Origin of the sequence: Terracoccus sp. 273MFTsu3.1 (assembly GCF_000383675.1) — a bacterium.
GTDB lineage: Bacteria > Actinomycetota > Actinomycetes > Actinomycetales > Dermatophilaceae > Terrabacter.
This window is the reverse complement of record NZ_KB911826.1, coordinates 264,083-282,514: the sequence shown is the minus strand read 5'-3', so window position 1 is coordinate 282,514 and position 18,432 is coordinate 264,083. Positions and strand designations below refer to the sequence as shown.

General features: G+C 67.2%; 17 protein-coding genes. 10 read left to right on the top strand and 7 right to left on the bottom strand.

Annotated features, from left to right (window positions below):
• The 5 genes from H283_RS27890 to nhaA all read right to left on the bottom strand — a co-directional run.
• Positions 1-832, bottom strand: an 832-nt coding sequence (locus tag H283_RS27890; protein ID WP_156023326.1) for a hypothetical protein, incomplete at its 3' end; no start/stop codon positions are given.
• A gap of 476 nt (positions 833-1,308) precedes the next feature.
• Positions 1,309-2,136, bottom strand: coding sequence for a serine hydrolase (locus H283_RS25835; protein WP_020145262.1), 828 nt, complete (start codon positions 2,134-2,136; stop codon positions 1,309-1,311).
• A gap of 1 nt (position 2,137) precedes the next feature.
• The gene (locus H283_RS0119755; protein ID WP_020145261.1) at positions 2,138-3,049 is read right to left on the bottom strand and encodes an alpha/beta fold hydrolase; all 912 of its coding nucleotides are present in this window, start codon (positions 3,047-3,049) and stop codon (positions 2,138-2,140) included.
• A gap of 22 nt (positions 3,050-3,071) precedes the next feature.
• Complete coding sequence (locus H283_RS25830) at positions 3,072-3,620, bottom strand: phage holin family protein (protein ID WP_020145260.1); 549 nt, start codon at positions 3,618-3,620, stop codon at positions 3,072-3,074.
• Positions 3,621-3,719: 99 nt separating this feature from the next.
• Positions 3,720-5,093 (bottom strand): Na+/H+ antiporter NhaA, encoded by a 1,374-nt coding sequence (gene nhaA / locus H283_RS0119745; protein ID WP_020145259.1) that lies wholly within the window; start codon positions 5,091-5,093, stop codon positions 3,720-3,722.
• Positions 5,094-5,414: 321 nt separating this feature from the next.
• Between nhaA and H283_RS0119740 the strand changes: the two genes are divergently transcribed.
• From H283_RS0119740 to H283_RS0119715, 6 genes are all read left to right on the top strand, one after another.
• Entirely contained in the window at positions 5,415-5,657 is a 243-nt protein-coding gene (locus tag H283_RS0119740) for a hypothetical protein (RefSeq protein WP_020145258.1), read from the top strand.
• A gap of 129 nt (positions 5,658-5,786) precedes the next feature.
• Positions 5,787-6,968 (top strand): nucleotide sugar dehydrogenase, encoded by a 1,182-nt coding sequence (locus H283_RS0119735; protein ID WP_028785761.1) that lies wholly within the window; start codon positions 5,787-5,789, stop codon positions 6,966-6,968.
• Entirely contained in the window at positions 6,965-7,720 is a 756-nt protein-coding gene (locus tag H283_RS0119730; protein ID WP_020145256.1) for a glycosyltransferase, read from the top strand. Before H283_RS0119735 ends, H283_RS0119730 begins: the two co-directional genes overlap by 4 nt.
• Complete coding sequence (locus H283_RS0119725; protein WP_028785760.1) at positions 7,717-8,739, top strand: NAD(P)-dependent oxidoreductase; 1,023 nt, start codon at positions 7,717-7,719, stop codon at positions 8,737-8,739. The genes H283_RS0119730 and H283_RS0119725 overlap by 4 nt, the downstream gene beginning before the upstream one ends.
• Before the next feature lie 12 nt (positions 8,740-8,751).
• Positions 8,752-9,426, top strand: coding sequence for a bifunctional 2-polyprenyl-6-hydroxyphenol methylase/3-demethylubiquinol 3-O-methyltransferase UbiG (locus H283_RS0119720; protein ID WP_020145254.1), 675 nt, complete (start codon positions 8,752-8,754; stop codon positions 9,424-9,426).
• A gap of 171 nt (positions 9,427-9,597) precedes the next feature.
• On the top strand, positions 9,598-11,430 hold the full coding sequence (locus tag H283_RS0119715) for a hypothetical protein (protein ID WP_231372329.1): 1,833 nt from the start codon (positions 9,598-9,600) through the stop codon (positions 11,428-11,430).
• Between the two features lie 23 nt (positions 11,431-11,453).
• Here the strand turns inward: H283_RS0119715 and H283_RS0119710 are convergent, their stop codons facing one another.
• Positions 11,454-12,998: a hypothetical protein gene (locus H283_RS0119710; RefSeq protein ID WP_156023324.1), complete on the bottom strand. Its 1,545-nt coding sequence runs from the start codon at positions 12,996-12,998 to the stop codon at positions 11,454-11,456.
• A 53-nt stretch (positions 12,999-13,051) separates the two neighbouring features.
• Positions 13,052-13,987: a glycosyltransferase family 2 protein gene (locus tag H283_RS0119705; protein ID WP_028785759.1), complete on the bottom strand. Its 936-nt coding sequence runs from the start codon at positions 13,985-13,987 to the stop codon at positions 13,052-13,054.
• 251 nt (positions 13,988-14,238) lie between these two features.
• Between H283_RS0119705 and H283_RS0119700 the strand changes: the two genes are divergently transcribed.
• The 4 genes from H283_RS0119700 to rfbH are packed head-to-tail and all read left to right on the top strand — an operon-like array spanning position 14,239 to position 18,397.
• The gene (locus H283_RS0119700) at positions 14,239-15,234 is read left to right on the top strand and encodes an FAD-binding oxidoreductase (RefSeq protein WP_020145250.1); all 996 of its coding nucleotides are present in this window, start codon (positions 14,239-14,241) and stop codon (positions 15,232-15,234) included.
• Positions 15,231-16,004, top strand: coding sequence for a glucose-1-phosphate cytidylyltransferase (rfbF, locus tag H283_RS0119695; protein ID WP_020145249.1), 774 nt, complete (start codon positions 15,231-15,233; stop codon positions 16,002-16,004). The genes H283_RS0119700 and rfbF overlap by 4 nt, the downstream gene beginning before the upstream one ends.
• Complete coding sequence (gene rfbG, locus H283_RS0119690; protein WP_020145248.1) at positions 16,005-17,078, top strand: CDP-glucose 4,6-dehydratase; 1,074 nt, start codon at positions 16,005-16,007, stop codon at positions 17,076-17,078.
• Positions 17,075-18,397 (top strand): lipopolysaccharide biosynthesis protein RfbH, encoded by a 1,323-nt coding sequence (rfbH, locus tag H283_RS0119685; protein ID WP_028785758.1) that lies wholly within the window; start codon positions 17,075-17,077, stop codon positions 18,395-18,397. Before rfbG ends, rfbH begins: the two co-directional genes overlap by 4 nt.
• Positions 18,398-18,432 lie beyond the last annotated feature (35 nt).

Below are 18,432 nucleotides of genomic sequence, written 5' to 3'. Positions count from 1 at the left end.
GGGTGGCTGCGCCGATGGTGTAGCTCTTGGTGGCTTCGGTGGCTGCGCCGTAGTTGCCGGTGCCGGTGTAGTTGGCCTTGGCGGTGATGGTGCCGGCGTCGGTGGTGCTCTTGTTGTAGGTGATCGTGGCGGTGGCTCCGGCGAGCGGGGTGCCGCCGACGCCGTTGACGATGGCGCTGCACCCGTGGGTGGTGCCGTCGTAGGTGGCGTCCGCGCAGGTCAGGTCGATCGTCGGGGTAGCTGCAGCGACGGTGTAGGTTGCACTAGCCGTCCGAGACAGACCTCCAGTGTCGGTGTACGAGCATGTGACGGTGTGCTGGCCGATGCTGCCGTTGGCGGGCGAAATCACAGGGTATGCGGAAGGCGAGCTGTCCTCACCGTCTGTAACCGCGCACCCGATTTCGGGTACAGCGCCGAAGGCGTACGTCCCTCCGTTGGCGACTCCGGTGACGGACACCTGAGGCGGAGTGTTTGTGATGCAACTTGCCGTGGACCAAGCGACGGGAAGCGCCACTTCGCGGCTCAGGGGGCCGTTGTTGTCATCTACGCCTGTGGCGACAAACTTCACGGACGCGGCTTGTGATGCGCCTGTCGTCGTGGACCTCACCGTGATCGTGAAGCCCGCTGAGTCGGACGTTGACGTGTTGTTGGCGACCGCATCCCAGTTTGTCGGAACGTTGACTCCGGTGTCGCTCGACGCAGTCACCGTGACCGAGAGGGCGTCAGTGCCGGACACGCTCGCGGACACCTGAGCTGTGGTGCCCTTCTTGAACACGTTGGTGGTGCCGTAATTCCCGTTCCGAGAGATCCAAATTCGCTGGCTCTTGCTCACCGGAGTGTCACAAGCAATGGTCCCCAAGGCCAAGGCGGTCTGGGTGCCTGGCGACACTTGGTCTCCGTCGATAAGGACGTTGTCGGCGTGGGCGATCGATGCCGAGATGCCCAGAACAGTTACGGCAGTGGCAAACGCAGCAAGAAGTCTACGGACAGGCATTGGTGTGGGTTCCTCCCCTTTGAGCGTCGACACCCTCGCCCCCGCGACTCGACGTGGGGCACAAACTAGGGCGGTGCGGAGATGCCCGTATGCGGAATCCACATAACTGGGTTCCTTTGGGGTTCAGAGGGATTCACGATGCCGGAATTGCCCCATTTGTTCCTCGATGGGCGAGCTTCCACGTCCGAAGTGGGCGAAGCGCGCCCCTGGCGGCCCATCCGGTCGATGAGGCCCGGTGAGGGACACTGCCTCACATCGACTCGGTCTGCTCCTGGTTGCTTCGTTTTACGCAACGATGCCGCACAGCCGCGCAGTCAGAGCTGGGTGAGGACCTGCTCGCCGATGTGGCGCATCCCGCGCAGGACGGCCCAGACCGTGAGGTGGTCGAGCGTCGTGCCTGGGGTGGGGTCCCAGTTGGCGACGGCGGCCCAGGTGATCGTCCGATCGCCCGCGGTGACCGCGCCCACGTCGGCTCGCACGCCGGAGTCCGTCCCGGTCTTGTTCCAGAACGTCGTGGGCAGGTCCAGCGACGAGTGGTGGGCGATCGGGTCGAGACCACCCTGCTCGACGAGCGCGGAACCCACCATCGACTGGTCGACGTTGGCCGAGAGCCACTGGCGCACGAGGCGGTCCGCGTCGGGACCCGCCGCCGTGCCGGAGGCGAGACGCGCCATGAGCTGGCTCAGCTCGGCCGCACTGCCGGTCGACAACGTGGCGGGGTGGTCGGCGCCACGGACGTCTCGGACGCGGTCGTGCAGGGCGGTTGCACGCAGGCCGAGGGACGTGGCACGGGCAGCGACCTCGGCGAGCCCGACCCGCCGGAGCAGGACGTTGGTCGCGAGGTTGTCGGAGACGGCGCCGACCAGAGCCGCGACGTCGATGAGGGGGAGGGTCTCGACCGACAGCGTGTGCCAGAGACCGGAGTCGCCGACCCAGAGGTCGACGGAGCGGGTCAGCGGCTCGTCGGGGGAGAGGTCGCCGGCGGCGATGAGTCGAGCCGTCTCGACGAGGAGCAGCACCTTGCCGACGGAGGCCGTGCGCAACGGCACGTCGGCGGCTGAAGCAGCCAACGGCATACCAACGCCGTCGCGAATGCACACCGACCACGTGACGCCGCCCGCGTCGGGAAGGTCGAGCTCCATGTCAGGCAAGGGATCCGAGCCACGTGACGAGGGCGGCGTTGACCTGGTCGGGCGCTTCCTCGGTGAGGAAGTGGCCGGCGCCGGGGACCTTGACGTGGCGGTAGTCGCCGGGCACGAAGGCGCCGGACCCGTGGGTGGCGGCGGCGATGACGCAGCCGTCGTCGCTGCCCTGGAGCTGGAGCACCGGGACGCGGATCGCGTGACGGATCCGCCGCATGAAGATCGGGCCGTCCGGACGCACTGCCGACCGGCCGAGCCAGCGGTAGTGCTCAGCGGCGGAGTGGGCGACGAAGGGGATCATCATCGCGTCGCCATAACGGGAGACGTCCTCGGGCGTCGGGAAGGTGCCCAAGGGCGAGGACCACGAGCGGAGGAGGTCCTCGACGTAGTCGTGCGACTTCGCCATCTCGCGCTCCGGCACGAAGGGTTTCTGGAGGCCGGCGATCCACGACGACGCGCGACGCTGCTTGGCGTTGGACCACATCGCATGCCGCAGGATCCGCGGGTGTGGCATCGACAGCGAGACGATGGCTCGGGTGACGTCGGGTCGCAGGATGGGCATGCACCAGGCGATCCAGCCGCCGAGGCCCTGGCCCATGACGACGGCGTCCTTCTCCCCGAGCGCACGGATGACGCTGGCGGCGTCGAGGGTCGCCATGTAGGTGTCATAGCCGCGCGGGGGCTTGTCGGACCCGCCGTAGCCGCGGAGGTCCATGGCGGCGACCCGGAAGCCGGCGTCGGCCAGCGCGACCATCTGGTGGCGCCACGCGTACCAGAACTGCGGGAAGCCGTGCAGCATGAGGACGAGCGGCCCGTCGCCCAGCTCGGCGACGTGGAAGCGGGCGCCGTTGGCGGAGACGTAGCGGTGCTCCCACGGACCGTCGATGTTGACGAAGGCAGCGTCGACGGACATGGGTGCGGTGGGGCGTCTCTGGTCAGGCGTCGCGGGACGGGTCTGGCGTGCCGGACGTGCTCCCGTTGCTCGACGACACGGGGGTCGCGGGCGCGACGGGAGCGTCGGCAGGCACTGCCGGCAGGTTCGGACGGTCCCACTCGGGACGTGGAGCCGGCACGGTCGTGCCCGGGTGCTCGACCGCCGACTTGATCGCACCGACCGTCTCCTGCGCCTCGGCGATCGTCTTCGCCGGGGTGGGGTCGACGGTCTTCATCTTCCTCACGCCGAGCAGGCCGAGGACGGCCGCGACGAGCAGCATGAAGACGGTCACGATGAGGAAGCTGGCCCAGCGGGGGAGACCCAGCGCCTGGATGCCCTCGGCGAGCGTCGTGAAGAGGAAGTAGACGGAGTAGAAGACGATGACGGCCGCTCCGGCGAGCAGGCCACCGCCCACTCCAGCCTTCTTGACCTGCACCGAGACCTCAGCCTTGGCCAGGGCGATCTCGCTGCGGACCAGCGTCGAGATGTCCTGTGTCGCGGAGGCGACCAGCTGGCCGAGTGTCCGCTCCTGCCGGGGATCCGTGCTCATCGGCTCACTTCCTCGGTGATCGTCGGTGACTGCGCGGTCGCGCCTACCAGATGCAACCCTACTGCGCAGTCCCTACCCGAACGTGCACGGTAGGCACCATCACGCCGGATCGAGTCGTCCCTCGGTCTCGTAGACGTCCGGCACGCCGTCGTGGTCACGGTCCGCCGTCTCGCGGGCCTCGACCAGCCGGTAGTGCTGGTTGCGCATCCTGAGGACGACGCTCGAGAGCAGCGCGGCGATGACGCTGCCACAGAGGACGGCGAGCTTGACGTGGTCGTCGCGCTCGGACCCGTTGCCGAAGGCGAGCTCGCCGACCAGAAGGCTCACGGTGAAGCCGACGCCGGCGAGCATGGAGAGCCCGAGGACGTCGGTCCAGGCGAGGTCCTCGTCCAGCTCGGCGCGGGTGAATCGCGCGACGGCCCACGTGCCACCGAGGACGCCGACCGTCTTGCCGACGACCAGCCCGACGACGACGCCGACTGCGGCGGCGTCGGTGAGTGCCGAGCCGAACCCGCCGCCGACGACCGTGACCCCCGCAGCGAAGAAGGCGAAGACAGGCACCGCGAAGCCCGCGGAGAACGGACGGATCTTGTGCTCGATCCGCTCGGCGAGCGAGTGGCGATCGGGATCGTCCTCCACCTCGCGGTTGACCGGAACGAGGAGCCCGAGCAGGACGCCGGCCACCGTGGCGTGGACGCCGCTGGAGTGGACGAAGACCCAGGCGAGCAGGGCGGGGATCGCGAGAATCAACGGGTTGGTGATCTTGCGTTTGAGGAGCAGGCGCCACGCGGCCAGCGGGATGACTGCGGCGAGCAGCCAGAGGAAGCTGACCGTGTCGGTGTAGAAGACGGCGATGATCGTGATCGCGATGAGGTCGTCGACGACCGCGAGGGTCAGCAGGAATGAGCGCAGCGCGCTCGGCAGGTGCGTGCCGATGACGGCGAGCACCGCCAGCGCGAACGCGATGTCGGTGGCCGTCGGGATGGCCCAACCGCGGAGTATGCCGCCGAGCTCGCTCGCGCTGTCGCCCCGGCTCATCAGCGTGGCCGTGACGACGAACAGGATCGCGGGCAGCGCGACGCCGCAGACCGCGGCTGCGATGGGAAGCGCCGCCTTGCGACGGTCCGACAGGTCGCCCGCGACGAACTCGCGTTTGAGCTCGATGCCGGCGACGAGGAAGAAGACGGCGAGCAGTCCGTCGGCCGCCCAGGTCCCGAGCGAGAGATCGAGGTGCAGGGCGTGTGGGCCGATGACGGTGTCGCGCAGGGCCGCGTATCCGTCACGCCACGGCGAGTTCGCCCAGACGAGGGCGGCCACGGCGGCGGCGAGGAGGATCGCCCCGCCGACGGTCTCGGCGCGCAGGAGGTCGGCGACGTAGCGGGCCTCACGCCAACTGCCACGGCCGAGCAGCCGGTTGCCGGCGCTGTCTCGGGCCGGTGTCGGCGGGGTCGTGGCGGGGTGCGGGTCGCTCACCTTGGGGTCCCTTCGGGGGATGGGTCATGGGCCGCCGACCAGACTTCCCGGCACACCATGGCCACTCGCGTCGTCGCCGTGAGCCGCCTCGATTCTAGCGAGGTGGCGACGCCCGCCCCGAGACGCCTTCCGGGAGCCGGACGAGGCGGCGCGGCATGAAGAGGTCCGAGGGTGGCCGAGCGGCCGACGGCTCGGGACGGAACACGCTGCGCCACGGTCAAATCGGACTAATTAGACATCGGTGGATTCGGCCGGTTGGCGGCCATAGATTGTGGCTCGGGAGGGGGGCTCCCACTGGGTGAGTGTTATGGGGGTTTGACGATGAACGACAAGCCAGCGGGTTGGTACTACGTCGGCGACGGCACGTTGCGCTACCGCGACGACTACGGGTGGACCGAGTACTACATGGACACCAAGGACCCGCGCGCCCAGGACTGGCCGCCGCCGCAGCCGAAGACGATGCTCCAGCAGCTGCGTGAGGACGAGGCCGCGCGGTCGATGGCTGCCGCCCACCGCCGTCGCGTCTCGACGATCTTCGGACGACGACGCAAGGCCGCTCACTGATCAACCTCGATCGTGTCGCGCATCTGTGTCGACACGATTCCTACGATTTTCCTGCGCGCTGAGCCGGCTCTGGGAATACTCCTGCGCTGAGGGGGCGGAATCCCTCGACAGGGACGGTCAGGGGGACGAATGCGCATTTGCATCGTTGGGGGTTGTGGTCATGTCGGCCTACCACTGGGGCTCGTGCTCGCAGCTGCGGACTGTGACGTGGTGGCTCTCGACACCGATGCGGAGGCCGTCGCTCGGGTGAACTCCGGCGTCATGCCCTTCCAGGAGGAAGGGGCCGACGACACGCTGCTCGCCGTGCGTGCGGCCGGCCGGTTCTCGGCGACGACCAACGCCCGGGCGATCGCCGACGTCGATGTCGTCGTCGTCGTGATCGGCACCCCGGTCGACGACCACCTCAACCCCGACCCGAACGCCGTGGTCGGTGCCATCGAGGAGTGCCTTCCCTACCTGAACGACGGCCAGCTCGTCATGTTGCGCAGCACGATCTACCCAGGAGTGACGAGGTCTGTCGGTCGCATGCTGGAGGAGCGCGGCGTGAAGGCGCCCGTCGTCTTCTGCCCCGAGCGCATCCTCGAGGGTCACGCCCTGCGTGAGCTGCGCTCCCTGCCCCAGATCGTCGGAGCCATGACGGCCGAAGGGGCCGAGCGGGCCATAGCGGTCTTCGACCACCTCGACATCCAGTGCATGGTCGTGACGCCGGAGGAGGCCGAGCTCGCCAAGCTCTTCACCAACACCTGGCGCTACATCAAGTTCGCGGCGGCCAACCAGTTCTGGGAGATGGCCAACGATGCCGGGCTCGACTTCGCGCGGATTCGAGAGGCGATCACCTTCGACTACCCGCGAGCGGCGGATCTGCCGGGTCCCGGGTTCGCGGCCGGACCGTGCCTCTTCAAGGACGCGATGCAGCTCTCCGCGTTCGCCAAGAACACCTTCGCGCTTGGACACTCGGCGATGCTCGTCAACGAGGGCATGCCGCTCTACGTCGTCGACCGCCTCGCGGCGCGTTTCGACCTCGAGAACATGACTGTCGGCATCCTCGGTATGGCCTTTAAGGCTGGCTCGGATGACTCGCGATCGAGCCTGTCCTACAAGCTGAAGCGAACGCTTCGGTTCCGCGCCAAACGAGTCCTCACCACGGATCCCTATGTCACCAGCGATCCCTCGCTCAGCCCGCTCGACGTCGTGCTCGAGCAGTCCGACCTCCTCGTCATCGGCGCTCCGCACCCGGAGTACAAGGCCCTCGTCACCGACAAGCCGGTGATCGACGTGTGGGACCTCCAAGGAAACGGGACCCTCGTATGACGGCTCCTCGAGCCACGATCATCCTGCCGGCCTACAACGAACACGAGTCCATCGCCACGGCACTTCGGCGCATCGAGGACGCTGTGTCCCTTCCCCACGAGATCCTGGTCGTGGTGGACTCCGAGACCGACACGACCATCGCAGCCGCGCAGGACGAGATCAGTCGTATGCCGCATGCCCGGGTCGCCGTGCAGGACTACGGCCGCGGGCCCGCGAACGCCGTTCGCTACGGTATCGATCACGCGGAGGCGCCCTGCGTCGTCGTGACGATGGCGGACGGGTCCGACGACGTCCGCGTCATCGACGACCTCGTCCGTCTCGTCGAGCGGGGCTTTGTCGTCGCGTCCGCCTCCCGCTACATGCCGGGTGGCGCCCAACGGGGCGGTCCCGTCGGCAAGCGACTCATGTCGGAGACGGCAGGGCGCAGCCTGAACCTTTTCGCCCGCGTGGGCACGCGCGACGTCACGAACGCCTTCAAGGCGTACGACACGGCGTTCGTCCGGGAGGTGGGGATCGACTCGCGGTCCGGTTTCGAGATAGCGATCGAATTGGTGTCGAAGGCTCGTCGCGCTCGCCGGCCGGTGGCGGAGATCCCTACGATCTGGCTCGACCGTGAGGTCGGGGCGTCGAACTTCAAGATCAGGGCATGGCTGCCGAAGTACCTCTACTGGTATGCCTTCGCCTTCGGTCCGGCCGTCCCGCAAGAAAGCGTGCGCACACGTGTCAGCGCCAAGGTGAGAGGCTCACGATGAAGGTTTTGGTCACGGGATCCGCTGGCTTCATAGGTGGGTACGTGGTGCAGGAGCTGCTCAGGCAGGGGTGGGACGTCGTCGGCATCGACAACTACTCGAAGTACGGGCCGGTGCGGCACACCTACGACGACCACGAGCGCTACTCGTTCGTCGAGGGGGACGTCCAGGACACGGCCCTCATGCGGCAGTTGATGGGCGACGTCGACCACGTGATCGCGGGAGCGGCGCTCATCGGCGGCATCACCTACTTCCACAAGTACGCCTATGACCTCCTCGCCCAGAACGAACGGATCATCGCTTCGACGTGCGACGCGGCCATCGCCGTCCGACGTGACGGCGCACCGCTGCAGAAGGTCACCTACCTGTCGTCGTCGATGGTCTTTGAGTCGACGGATCGCTGGCCCTCGGCCGAGGGCGACCAGCGGCTCGTGCCGCCGCCGCGATCGAGCTACGGCTTCCAGAAGCTGGCCGTCGAGTACTTCGCCCAGGCCGCGTGGGACCAGTACGAGCTGCCCTTCACGATCCTGCGGCCCTTCAACTGCGTCGGCATCGGTGAGCGCCGAGCGCTCGGCGACCTCGAGGTGTGGTCGGGGAACGTCCCGCTGGCCATGAGCCACGTCGTCCCTGACCTGGTGCAGAAGGTCATCAAGGGGCAGGACCCCCTCCACATCCTCGGCGACGGCAGCCAGGTAAGGCACTACACCTACGGCGGCGACCTCGCGCGGGGCATCGTGACGGCGGTCGGGCACCCCAAGGCGACCAACGAGGACTTCAACCTCTCCACTGCCATGGGCGCGACCGTCACCGAGCTGGCCCAGGAGATCTGGACCAAGGTGAACGGTGAGCGACCGATGTCGCTCGTCAACGACCCGGCGTTCGAGCACGACGTGCAGAAGCGCGTCCCTTGCGTCGACAAGGCGAAGCAGGTGCTGGGGTTCGAGGCGACGACGACCCTCAGTGACATGCTCGACGAAACCATCCCATGGATCCGCTTGGCCATCGCGTCGGGGATCCTCTAGCAGGGCGGCACCATGGACTCCGACTACCTCAAGGCCACCTATCAGGCGCGGTTCTCAGATGCCGAGCTCCGGGACAAGCAGACCCTCTGGTCGGTGCTGTGCGAGGAGCAGTTCCAGCAGTACGTTCCCGAGGACGGCACGGTGCTCGACCTCGGCGCGGGCTACTGCGAGTTCAGCAACAACATTCGGGCACGGCGACGAATCGCGGTCGACCTGAACCCGGACACCGCGGCCTTCGCGGCCACTGGGGTCGAGGTCATCGAGACCAACTCCGCCGACATGCACCAAGTGGCAGACGCCTCCGTCGACACGGTGTTCACGTCGAACTTCTTCGAGCACCTTCCTGACACGGAGGCGCTGCTGGCTACCCTTGCGGAGAGTCACCGGGTATTGCGTCCGGGCGGCACGATCGTGGTGCTCATGCCCAACATCAGGAACCTGCCCGGGGCCTACTGGGACTACCTCGACCATCACCTCGCCCTGACGCAGCACAGTCTCTCCGAAGCTCTCGGTCTCAGTGGTTTCGACGTGACCAGAGTCGAGCCGCGCTACCTCCCGTACACGATCAGAAACTCGCGAATGCCTGTGTCGCGCTGGACGATTCGCGCGTACCTCGCCCTCCGGCCGGCCTGGTGGCTGCTCGGCAAGCAGATGCTCGTGGTGGCCCGCAGGCCGCACCAGGCATGACCAGCGCGACCGACTCGGCTGCCCGCCGGTGGCGGGCGAGCGCGCCGTGTCCTGTCGTCTCAGGCGGTTGACCGAGTGAGCGTCACCTCTCTCGGTCACAGGTCCGAGACCCTTCGGTCGGACCTTCGAGTTCCGGGACCCCTGGGCGCCCGAACCCTGGCCCTGTTGGGCTTGGCCCTCCTCGTGGCCAGACTCGTTCCCTTCGACCCCCAGATGCCGGCGCGCGGCCTGGACCCGTCGTGGCAATGGGCTCTGAACGATGCGATTCCCCGAGGCCTCAGCTTCGGTGGCGACATCGTCTTCACCGGGGGGCCCGCATCGAGCGTCGTCACTGGCGGCTACCACCCGAGCACCTACGTCGGCACGGTCTTGCTCACGTTGCTGCTGGCGATCGGGACCTGGCTGTCGCTGCACATCGTGTGCGGTCCCGAACGTCGTCTGGCGGCTGGGGTGGCATCCGTGGTGCTCGCGGGGCTCTATGACCGCGAGGGCCTCCTGATCGTCATCCCGCTCCTCGCGCTGCTCGCCATTGCCCGAACGACGCGGGGCGCGGCTCATTGGCCACGTCTGTCCATGATCGCCTTTGCCGCTGTCGCGTGCGGCACGTCCGTCGCGGCCAAGGGATCGACATTCGTCGTTTCGGGGGCATGTGTCATCGGCGGAACCGTCCTGCTAGCCCGCGCTCGACGGCCGTGGCTGTCGCTCGTGAACGTGCTCGCCGCTGCCGGCACGTTTCTCACGGTCTGGGTCGCCTACGGCCAGTCGGTCGGTGAGATCACGGCCTACGCCAGCGGCATCGCTGAGCTTGCGAGCGGCTACACCGACGCCATGAGCCTGGGCAGTCCCCTGGAGACCCTTCCGCTCCTCGTCGTCGCGGCAGGGCTTGCCTGCTTTCTGGCTCTGACGCTCGCGCGGGTCCCGTGGCTCGACGTCGTCGACTCGGCGGTGGTGGTCGTCGTGACGGGCGCAACTGCCTTCACGGCAACCAAGCTTGGACTCGTGAGGGCGGACCAGCATCTGTTCGCTTTGATCTCGGCCCTCACGGCGGTCGGGTTCGTGGTCTGGGCGGTGGCGCGGGAGACAGATCGCTTGCGCGTCCTGGCCGGGATGACGGCGGGGCTCGTGGTCGTCGGCGCGCTTCTCGGACTCGGAGGTCTGGTGAGGCTTCTGCCTGCCCATCAGGCCCAGGCCGTCGTCGCGGCGGCGAAGGGGGTGGGTCGGTTCGTTGGAGTTGCCCCGAGCCTCGACCAGAAGTACCTGGCTGCTCAGTCCACCGTGAGAGAGACCAGTGGGCTTCCACCCATGGCGGGCTCCGTCGACATCTACTCGTCCGACCAGGCCGACCTCCTCTCGATCCAGGCCGACTGGAGTCCGCGCCCGGTCTTCCAGAGCTATGCGGCCTTCACCCCCGATCTCGCAGAGATGAACCGACGGCACCTCGCCGGTCCGGGGGCGCCCCAGTGGGTCGTGTTCGCGCCCCAGCCGATCGACGAGCGCTACCCCAGTGCGGAGGACGGGCCGTCCTGGCTTGAGCTGCTGCGCAGATACGAGCCCGCCTACAGCGCGCGTGACAAGCTCGTCCTCTCCCGACGTCCAGTCGCGCGGGAGGACGATGGGTCAGGCCTGAGGGCGACGCTGCCCGCAGTGCTCGGCCAGTCCCTGACCGTGCCCCGGCAGGGGGCGATGACGTTCATCGCCGTGGATATCCGACCCAGTCCCCTCGGACACGTGTGTCTGGCGCTCTTCAAGTCCGAGCCACTTCGACTCACGGTCCGGACCGCGGACGGAGTCGAGCGCACCTATCGGCTCCCTCTCGGCATGGCGCAGGCGGGCTTCCTCCTGTCTCCCACGGTGGCGACCGCCGACGACTTCGCGGCGCTCTACCTCGCCCACGGAGCCGATGTTCCGCCGAGTCGCGAGGTGGCCGCGATCACGCTCGACTCCGACAGGACCCTCTGGTCGCACAACTTCACTGTGACGATCACACCTGTCAGTCTGCGGTGACCCTGCGCCGGCGCAGCACGCAGTCAGCAGTCGGAGCGACGCGTCCACACATCGATCAACTCTGGTTCCGGGGCCGCGGCTGGCCGGAGCACCACGCGGTTCGGCACGTAGCAGCGGTGAAGCCATCCGCCGGTGTCCGGGATCTCGTTCTCCAGCGGCGTGGCTGCGGCGTCGTCGCCGAACCACGCCGGACCGATGGCATTCACGACACAGGTCGGCGGATCGTCCGTCAACTCCTGAAGGAACCGCGCGCGGTAGTGACCTTGGTTCGGCGTCTTGGCGAGGAGCAGCCCGTAGGTGACGTATCGACTGGCAGGCCGCCAGTCGTAGTAGGCATAGAGCTCTGCGGCCCACCCCCAGACGAAGACCGACGATCCCCTTGGGCACAGCGCCGCGATGTCTTCTTCGTCCTGGTGGGCGACGGCTGGTGGCGCGGGCGAGGCCCCCTGGTGCTCGACCGCGGCCAAGAGGAACACCATGGTCGTCAGCAGTGCCCATGCCGGCAGCCGACGAGCCAAGAGCGATGGTCCCCGGTCCGGGATGGTCTCAGCGGGTGCCAGACCGGCTGCCGCGATCGCTGCGATGGCGGTGCCCGCGAACAGGAAATTCAGGTAGTGAACGTAGATGGGGTACATCACGAGCAGGGTTGCCAGTGCGGCCAGCATGGGGATCGACCACACGGCGATGCGGGCGAGGCGCCCAGCCTGGTTGCGTGTGCCGCTCCACAGGGCTACGAGGCCAAGCAGCGCCCAGCTGAAAGCGAACGCGTTGGTGAGCACGCTGACGACGAACCCACGCAGCTTCTCCGTCAGCGGGGCGGTGGTCTCGCCCAGTCCGTAGCCGAGGCCCTTGACGTTGTGGGTCAGGTAGGCGCGGAGGAACTCGACCGGCTCGTCCCAGAAGAGATCTAGCGTCCCCCCGACGGCCATGACGGCCAACAGCACTGCCGTCGGTCCCAAGCCCCCGAGCGCCAACAACAGCAGACGCTGCGTCCACTCGCGACGCGTCCAGACGGAGTCTCGTGACAGGAACGCGAAGCCGCAGGCAGAGATGACCAGCCCGACGGCAAGGAGCCCGGACTGGACCTTGAACCAAGGAGCCAACGAGGCCAGGGCGGCCACGACTGCGAGACGACGCGCGCTCACGGCCCTGCCTGGGGTGAAGGCGAGCACAGCGCCGACCACGAGGAGCAGCACCGACGGGAGCTCTGAGCCCATCTGGAAGAAGTCGCTGTACCTGGCCAGCATCCAGTACGCCGCCGGCACTATGAAGACGGCGGTGCGGACGAAGCCCCAGCGTCGGGCGGTCGCGATCCAGACCATCGCGATGACAGCGGCGTAGGCACCGGTGGACAGGGTGTGAGCCGTCCTCAGACTCATCGGCACCCCCAGCAGGTCAAGGAGCCCGAGCGTCGTCGGCCACAGGACGAGATACGTGTTCGCGGACGAGGTTGCCATCGGCATCCACACCTGCATGGCCGCCCGCCGGCCGGCCGCGAGGAGCTCTGCCTCGTCGGGGTTGAACCACCCTGTGTAGCCGATGGCGTTCCAGCGGATGGCGATTGACACGGTCAGTGTGATCGCGACGGCCGCTGTCGCACGCAGTGCGAACTGCCGAGAGGTCACAGATTGATCCGCTCACGCTCGATGACCGGTGGTGGCGGATGGACGGAACGGTGGATGCTCAGCACGTACTCGCCCACAACTCCCATCACGAAGAGCTGCAGTCCGCCGAACATGAACACCCCCACGATGATCGTCGCGACACCGGCGTCTCCTCCGCCGATGTTCAGCAGGCGCAGCACGACGGTCACGGCCGCATAGAGCAAGCCGAGGACCGACGCGACGAACCCGACTGGCATCGCCCACCGCAGCGGGCTCTTGGCCGTGGACAGCAGACCCGTGAAGGCCTGGTCGATCAACGAGAGGTAGGAGTTGCGAGACTTTCCGTGCTCGCGTTGCCGCCAGGCGTAGGGGTGCGTTGCGTGCCTAGGCTCGGTCTGCGCGACCAGCCCGCGCAGGTAGGACTGTCCGCCCGCGGTCCCGACGACGGCGTCGATGACGTGACTGCGCGCGAGCATGAAGTCGCCGGCATGGTTCGGTGGAGTGACGCCTCCACTGATGAACGACGACAGGCGGTAGTACAGCCCACGTGAGACCTTCAAGTGCAGAGGTTCACGCCGGTCACACCGAACACCGTAGACGACGTCGATGTTTGGTCCCATCGCTGCCAGAAGGTCAGGGATGACCTCGGGAGGGTCCTGGAGGTCGGCCGGAATGAAGGGCACGACGAGGTCGCCGGAGAGGTACTGCAGGCCGTTGACGGTGTTGCGCATCGGACCCACGTTGCGCGAGTTCACCGCCACCTTGATATGTGGGTCGGCAGCAGCCATCTCCCGAAGGATGTCGACGGTCTTGTCCGTGCTGGCGTTGTCACAGAAGACGTGCTCGTAGTCGTAGGCGGCCAGTGGCCCGCGCATGACCCCGGCCACGGCTTCTGCGCAGAGCCGGACGTTGGCTTCCTCGTTGAAGCATGGCGTCAGCATCGATATCTTCACGAGCGCTTCCCCTGATGGTGTGAGACGTCCGAGTCAGTATGGGTGCCGACGTCGGCCGCCGCCCCATAACGGCCGAAAATGCCTCGGTCGGCAGTCGCGGGTGCATCTTCGCATCTGACCCACATCCGCCCTTCTCGGCAGTTAGGGTGCAGCAGCGGACGTCGTCCACTGACCAGACCGTTGACCGAGCGCTGCAGCCACGCGGGTCACGAGGCGTCTCCTCTCCGGCTGCCTGACGCGGGGGGTCATTCATGGCGAGGGTGAGCCTCGCGAGCGGTGTCGAGTTCGACTCGGAGCCGGACGTTCCCATTCTCTTGTCCGGGGAGAAGCACGGCGCGCGTCTTGAGTACAGCTGCCGCACGGGCCGTTGCATCTCGTGCAAGGCGCTGGTGCTGAGCGGTGTCACGACCGCGCTGCAACACGAGTCCGGTCTCTCGGCGGAAGAGCAGGGGGCCGGGTGGATCCTGACCTGCGTGCGGTCCGCCGATTCGGATGTCGTCTTCGCGGAGGACAACGAGATCGAGTTCGACCTGCCTCGCGCAGTGATTGTTCCGCTACGCGTCACGGCCCTCGAGCGAGTGACCGAGGACATCCTCGTGGTGCGACTCAGGCTCGCGCCGAGTGCCTGCTGGGACTATGTGCCCGGACAGCACGTCGAGATCATCGGCCCCAACGGCATTCGTCGGGCCTACTCGCTGGCCGGTGCACCAGGCAGACATAGCGCCCTCGAACTTCATGTCAAGCGGTACCCGGGCGGCGAGCTCAGCGAGTACTGGTTCGGTGAGGCGGCGGTGGGCGACCTTCTGCGGCTGCGCGGGCCGCTGGGCACGTTCGTCCTGCGTGAGTCAGACAGGCCACTGGTGTTCCTTGCGACAGGCACCGGGATCGCCCCCGTCAAGGCCATGCTCGAACACCTTGAGCAGGTCGGCCCCCAGCGGCCGGTCACGGTGTACCTCGGCGTTCGTACGGCGGCGGAACTGCACTGGAAGCCACCGGCATGGCCGGCGCACTGGGACTTTGTCCCTGTGCTGTCTCGGTGTGACCGGTCCTGGAGCGGAAGGACGGGCTATGTGCAGGAAGCACTGCTCGCTGACTGCCCGAATCTTGCCGCCATCGATGTGTATGCCTGCGGCTCGGACGCGATGATCCGCGACGCCCGACGTCTCCTGGTAGCAGCCGGACTTGACCCCCGGCGGTTCTTCTCAGATGCGTTCGTGGAGTCCGCCCCAAGGGTGGCCGACGAGTGAGGGCGGTGATCTTGGCAGGGGGACTGGGGACTCGACTCAGCGAGGAGACGACGGTCAGGCCGAAGCCGATGGTCGAGATCGGCGGCAAGCCGATCCTGTGGCACATCATGAAGATGTATGCCCATCATGGCGTCACCGACTTCGTCATTTGTTGTGGCTACAAGGGATACGTCATCAAGGAGTACTTCGCCAACTACTTCTTGCACACGTCCGACGTCACCTTCGACATGAGTCAGAACGAGATGCTTGTCCACCACCGGCGGGCTGAGCCATGGTGCGTGACGCTCGTCGACACCGGCGAGGCCTCGATGACAGGTGGTCGCATCCGACGCATCGCGGAGTACGTGAGGGACGAGGATGCCTTCTGTCTGACGTACGGCGACGGAGTCGGTGACGTCGACATCTCGGCGGCCATCGCGTTCCACCGCTCACACGGACGACTGGCGACGCTCACCGCGGCGACCCCACCGGAGCGCTTTGGAGTCTTGGATCTTGACGGCGACGCCGTCCGACGGTTTCAGGAGAAGCCCACAGGCGAGGGGGCCATCGTCAGCGCCGGCTTCTTCGTGCTTTCGCCAAAAGTGCTCGATCTCATCGACGGTGATGCGACGGTGTGGGAGGAGCGTCCACTGAGCTGCCTCGCAGCTAGCGGTGAGCTCATGGCCTACAGGCACTCGGGCTTCTGGCAGCCGATGGACACCCTGCGGGACCGAATGCTGCTCGAGGAGCTGTGGGCTCGTGGCGCGGCGCCATGGAAGGCGTGGGACTGAATGATCGACTCCCACTTCTGGCCGGGAAAGCGGGTCCTTGTCACCGGTCACACTGGGTTCAAGGGAAGCTGGCTCACGCTCTGGCTCACCTCGCTCGGTGCCGAGGTCACCGGGTACGCCCTGCCGCCGCCCACGTCGCCGAGCATGTTCGCCGCGTTGGCCCTCGGCGACGGCATCGAGTCCGTGATCGGCGACGTCCGTGACGAAGCGATGCTCAAGGACATCGTGCTCGCCGCAGCCCCAGAGATCGTGTTCCACCTGGCCGCGCAGCCCCTCGTCCGGCGCTCGTACGCCGACCCCGTGGGCACATATGCCACCAACGTCCTCGGCACGGTCCACCTTCTGGAGGCCGTGCGCGCCACGCCCGGTGTGCGGGTCGTCGTCAACGTCACGTCCGACAAGGCCTACGAGAACAGCGAGGGTGATCGGGGCTACCGCGAGACCGACCCGATGGGTGGTCATGACCCCTACAGCAGCTCCAAGGGCTGCGCTGAGCTGGTGACCTCGACCTACCGCCGCTCGTTCTTCGCGGAAGGCGCAACGGCACTGGCCTCGGCGCGCGCAGGCAACGTCCTCGGCGGCGGCGACTGGGCGGAAGACCGTCTCGTGCCCGACATTCTTCGGGCTTTCGCAGCCGGGGAGAAGGCCGAGATCCGCAATCCGGGCTCGGTCCGGCCATGGCAGCACGTCCTCGAGCCGCTGTCCGGCTACCTGTTGCTCGCCCAGCGGCTCTGGCTCGGCGGGCAGACGTACGCGGAGGGCTGGAACTTCGGGCCCCACGAGGGCGACGCCCGGCCGGTGTCCTGGATCGCCGACGCCTTGGCCAGGGAATGGGGCAACGGTGCCGTCTGGGGCACGGAGGACCGTCGACAGCCTCACGAGGCGACCTATCTCAGGCTCGACGTCTCCAAGGCTCGCCGGCAGCTCGGCTGGGGGCCACGGTGGAGCCTTGCTGATGCGCTCACTCACGTCGTCGCCTGGCAGCGGGCGTGGCTCTCCGGAGACGACGTCCACGCCCTCTGCCTTCAGCAGATCGACGACTACGCCCGGACCTCCCCATTGGAGACGACATGACTGCCCGCACCCCCCAGGTCATCCGCGAGGAGATCGCGGCTCTCGTCGCGGAGTTCGCCGGGTTGACTTACGCGCCAACGCCATTCGTGCCGGGAGAGTCGGCCGTACCGGTGTCGGGGAAGGTGCTGGACGGATCGGACCTGACCAATCTCGTCGAGGCGAGCCTCGACGGATGGCTGACCACCGGCAGGTTCAACACGGAGTTCGAGACCAGACTCGCGAAATACCTCGGGGTGAAGCACGCCATCACCGTGAACTCGGGCTCCTCGGCCAACCTCGTGGCCCTTTCGACGCTCACCTCGCCCAAGCTGGGTCGGCGCGCCATCGGGCCGGGCGACGAGGTCATCGGCGTGGCCGCGGGCTTTCCGACGACGGTCAACCCGATCATCCAGTGCGGCGCGGTGCCCGTGTTCGTCGACGTCGACCTCGCGACCCACAACATCGACGCCTCCCAGCTGGAGGCAGCGGTGTCACCGAAGTCCAAGGCGATCATGCTCGCGCACACCCTTGGCAACCCGTTCAATCTCGAGATCGTCACGTCGGTCGCGCGGAAGCACGGCCTGTGGCTGGTGGAGGACTGCTGCGACGCGCTCGGTGCGACGTACAACGGTCAGAAGGTGGGCACCTTCGGCGACATCGCCACCCTGAGCTTCTACCCTGCGCACCACATCACGATGGGGGAGGGTGGCGCCGTGTTCACCGACAACGCGCAGCTCAAGCTGATTGCAGAGTCCTTCCGTGACTGGGGCCGGGACTGCTACTGCGCGCCGGGTGACGACGACACCTGCGGCAAACGCTTCATGTGGCGCATGGGCGGACTGCCCGAGGGCTACGACCACAAGTACATCTACAGCCATGTGGGCTACAACCTGAAGATCACGGACATGCAGGCGGCCATCGGCCTGTCCCAGCTGGCGAAGATCGACACGTTCGTAGCAGCCCGCAACGCGAACTTCGCCTACCTCCGCGACCGGCTCCGCACCCTCGAGGAGTTCGTGCACCTTCCGGAGCCCACCCCCAACTCGGAGCCGTCCTGGTTCGGCTTCCCTCTGGTGCTGAAGGAGAGCGGCGGAGTCAAGCGCGTGGACCTGCTCAACTACCTCAACGACAACAACATCGGCACGAGGCTGCTCTTCTCGGGCAACCTGACGCGGCAGCCGTACATGATGGGCCGCACCTACCGGGTGAGCGGGGAGCTCACCAACACTGACATCGTCATGAACCAGACCTTCTGGCTGGGGGTCTACCCAGGCTTGACGACCGAGCACCTGGACTTCGTGGCGCTCAAGCTCGAGGAGTTCTTCGGTCTTGGCTTCTGATTGGGGTCTGCCCGGCGAAGATCTGGCGCGTGCCC

Bases quoted from the DNA above. Each gene is read 5' to 3' on its own strand.
- H283_RS0119755 (WP_020145261.1), bottom strand. From the start codon at position 3,049: ATGTCCGTCGACGCTGCCTTCGTCAACATCGACGGTCCGTGGGAGCAC.
- H283_RS0119720 (WP_020145254.1), top strand. From the start codon at position 8,752: ATGGACTCCGACTACCTCAAGGCCACCTATCAGGCGCGGTTCTCAGAT.
- H283_RS25835 (WP_020145262.1), bottom strand. From the start codon at position 2,136: ATGGAGCTCGACCTTCCCGACGCGGGCGGCGTCACGTGGTCGGTGTGC.
- rfbH (WP_028785758.1), top strand. From the start codon at position 17,075: ATGACTGCCCGCACCCCCCAGGTCATCCGCGAGGAGATCGCGGCTCTC.
- rfbG (WP_020145248.1), top strand. From the start codon at position 16,005: ATGATCGACTCCCACTTCTGGCCGGGAAAGCGGGTCCTTGTCACCGGT.
- H283_RS0119740 (WP_020145258.1), top strand. From the start codon at position 5,415: ATGAACGACAAGCCAGCGGGTTGGTACTACGTCGGCGACGGCACGTTG.
- H283_RS25830 (WP_020145260.1), bottom strand. From the start codon at position 3,620: ATGAGCACGGATCCCCGGCAGGAGCGGACACTCGGCCAGCTGGTCGCC.
- H283_RS0119700 (WP_020145250.1), top strand. From the start codon at position 14,239: ATGGCGAGGGTGAGCCTCGCGAGCGGTGTCGAGTTCGACTCGGAGCCG.
- H283_RS0119735 (WP_028785761.1), top strand. From the start codon at position 5,787: ATGCGCATTTGCATCGTTGGGGGTTGTGGTCATGTCGGCCTACCACTG.
- H283_RS0119730 (WP_020145256.1), top strand. From the start codon at position 6,965: ATGACGGCTCCTCGAGCCACGATCATCCTGCCGGCCTACAACGAACAC.
- H283_RS0119725 (WP_028785760.1), top strand. From the start codon at position 7,717: ATGAAGGTTTTGGTCACGGGATCCGCTGGCTTCATAGGTGGGTACGTG.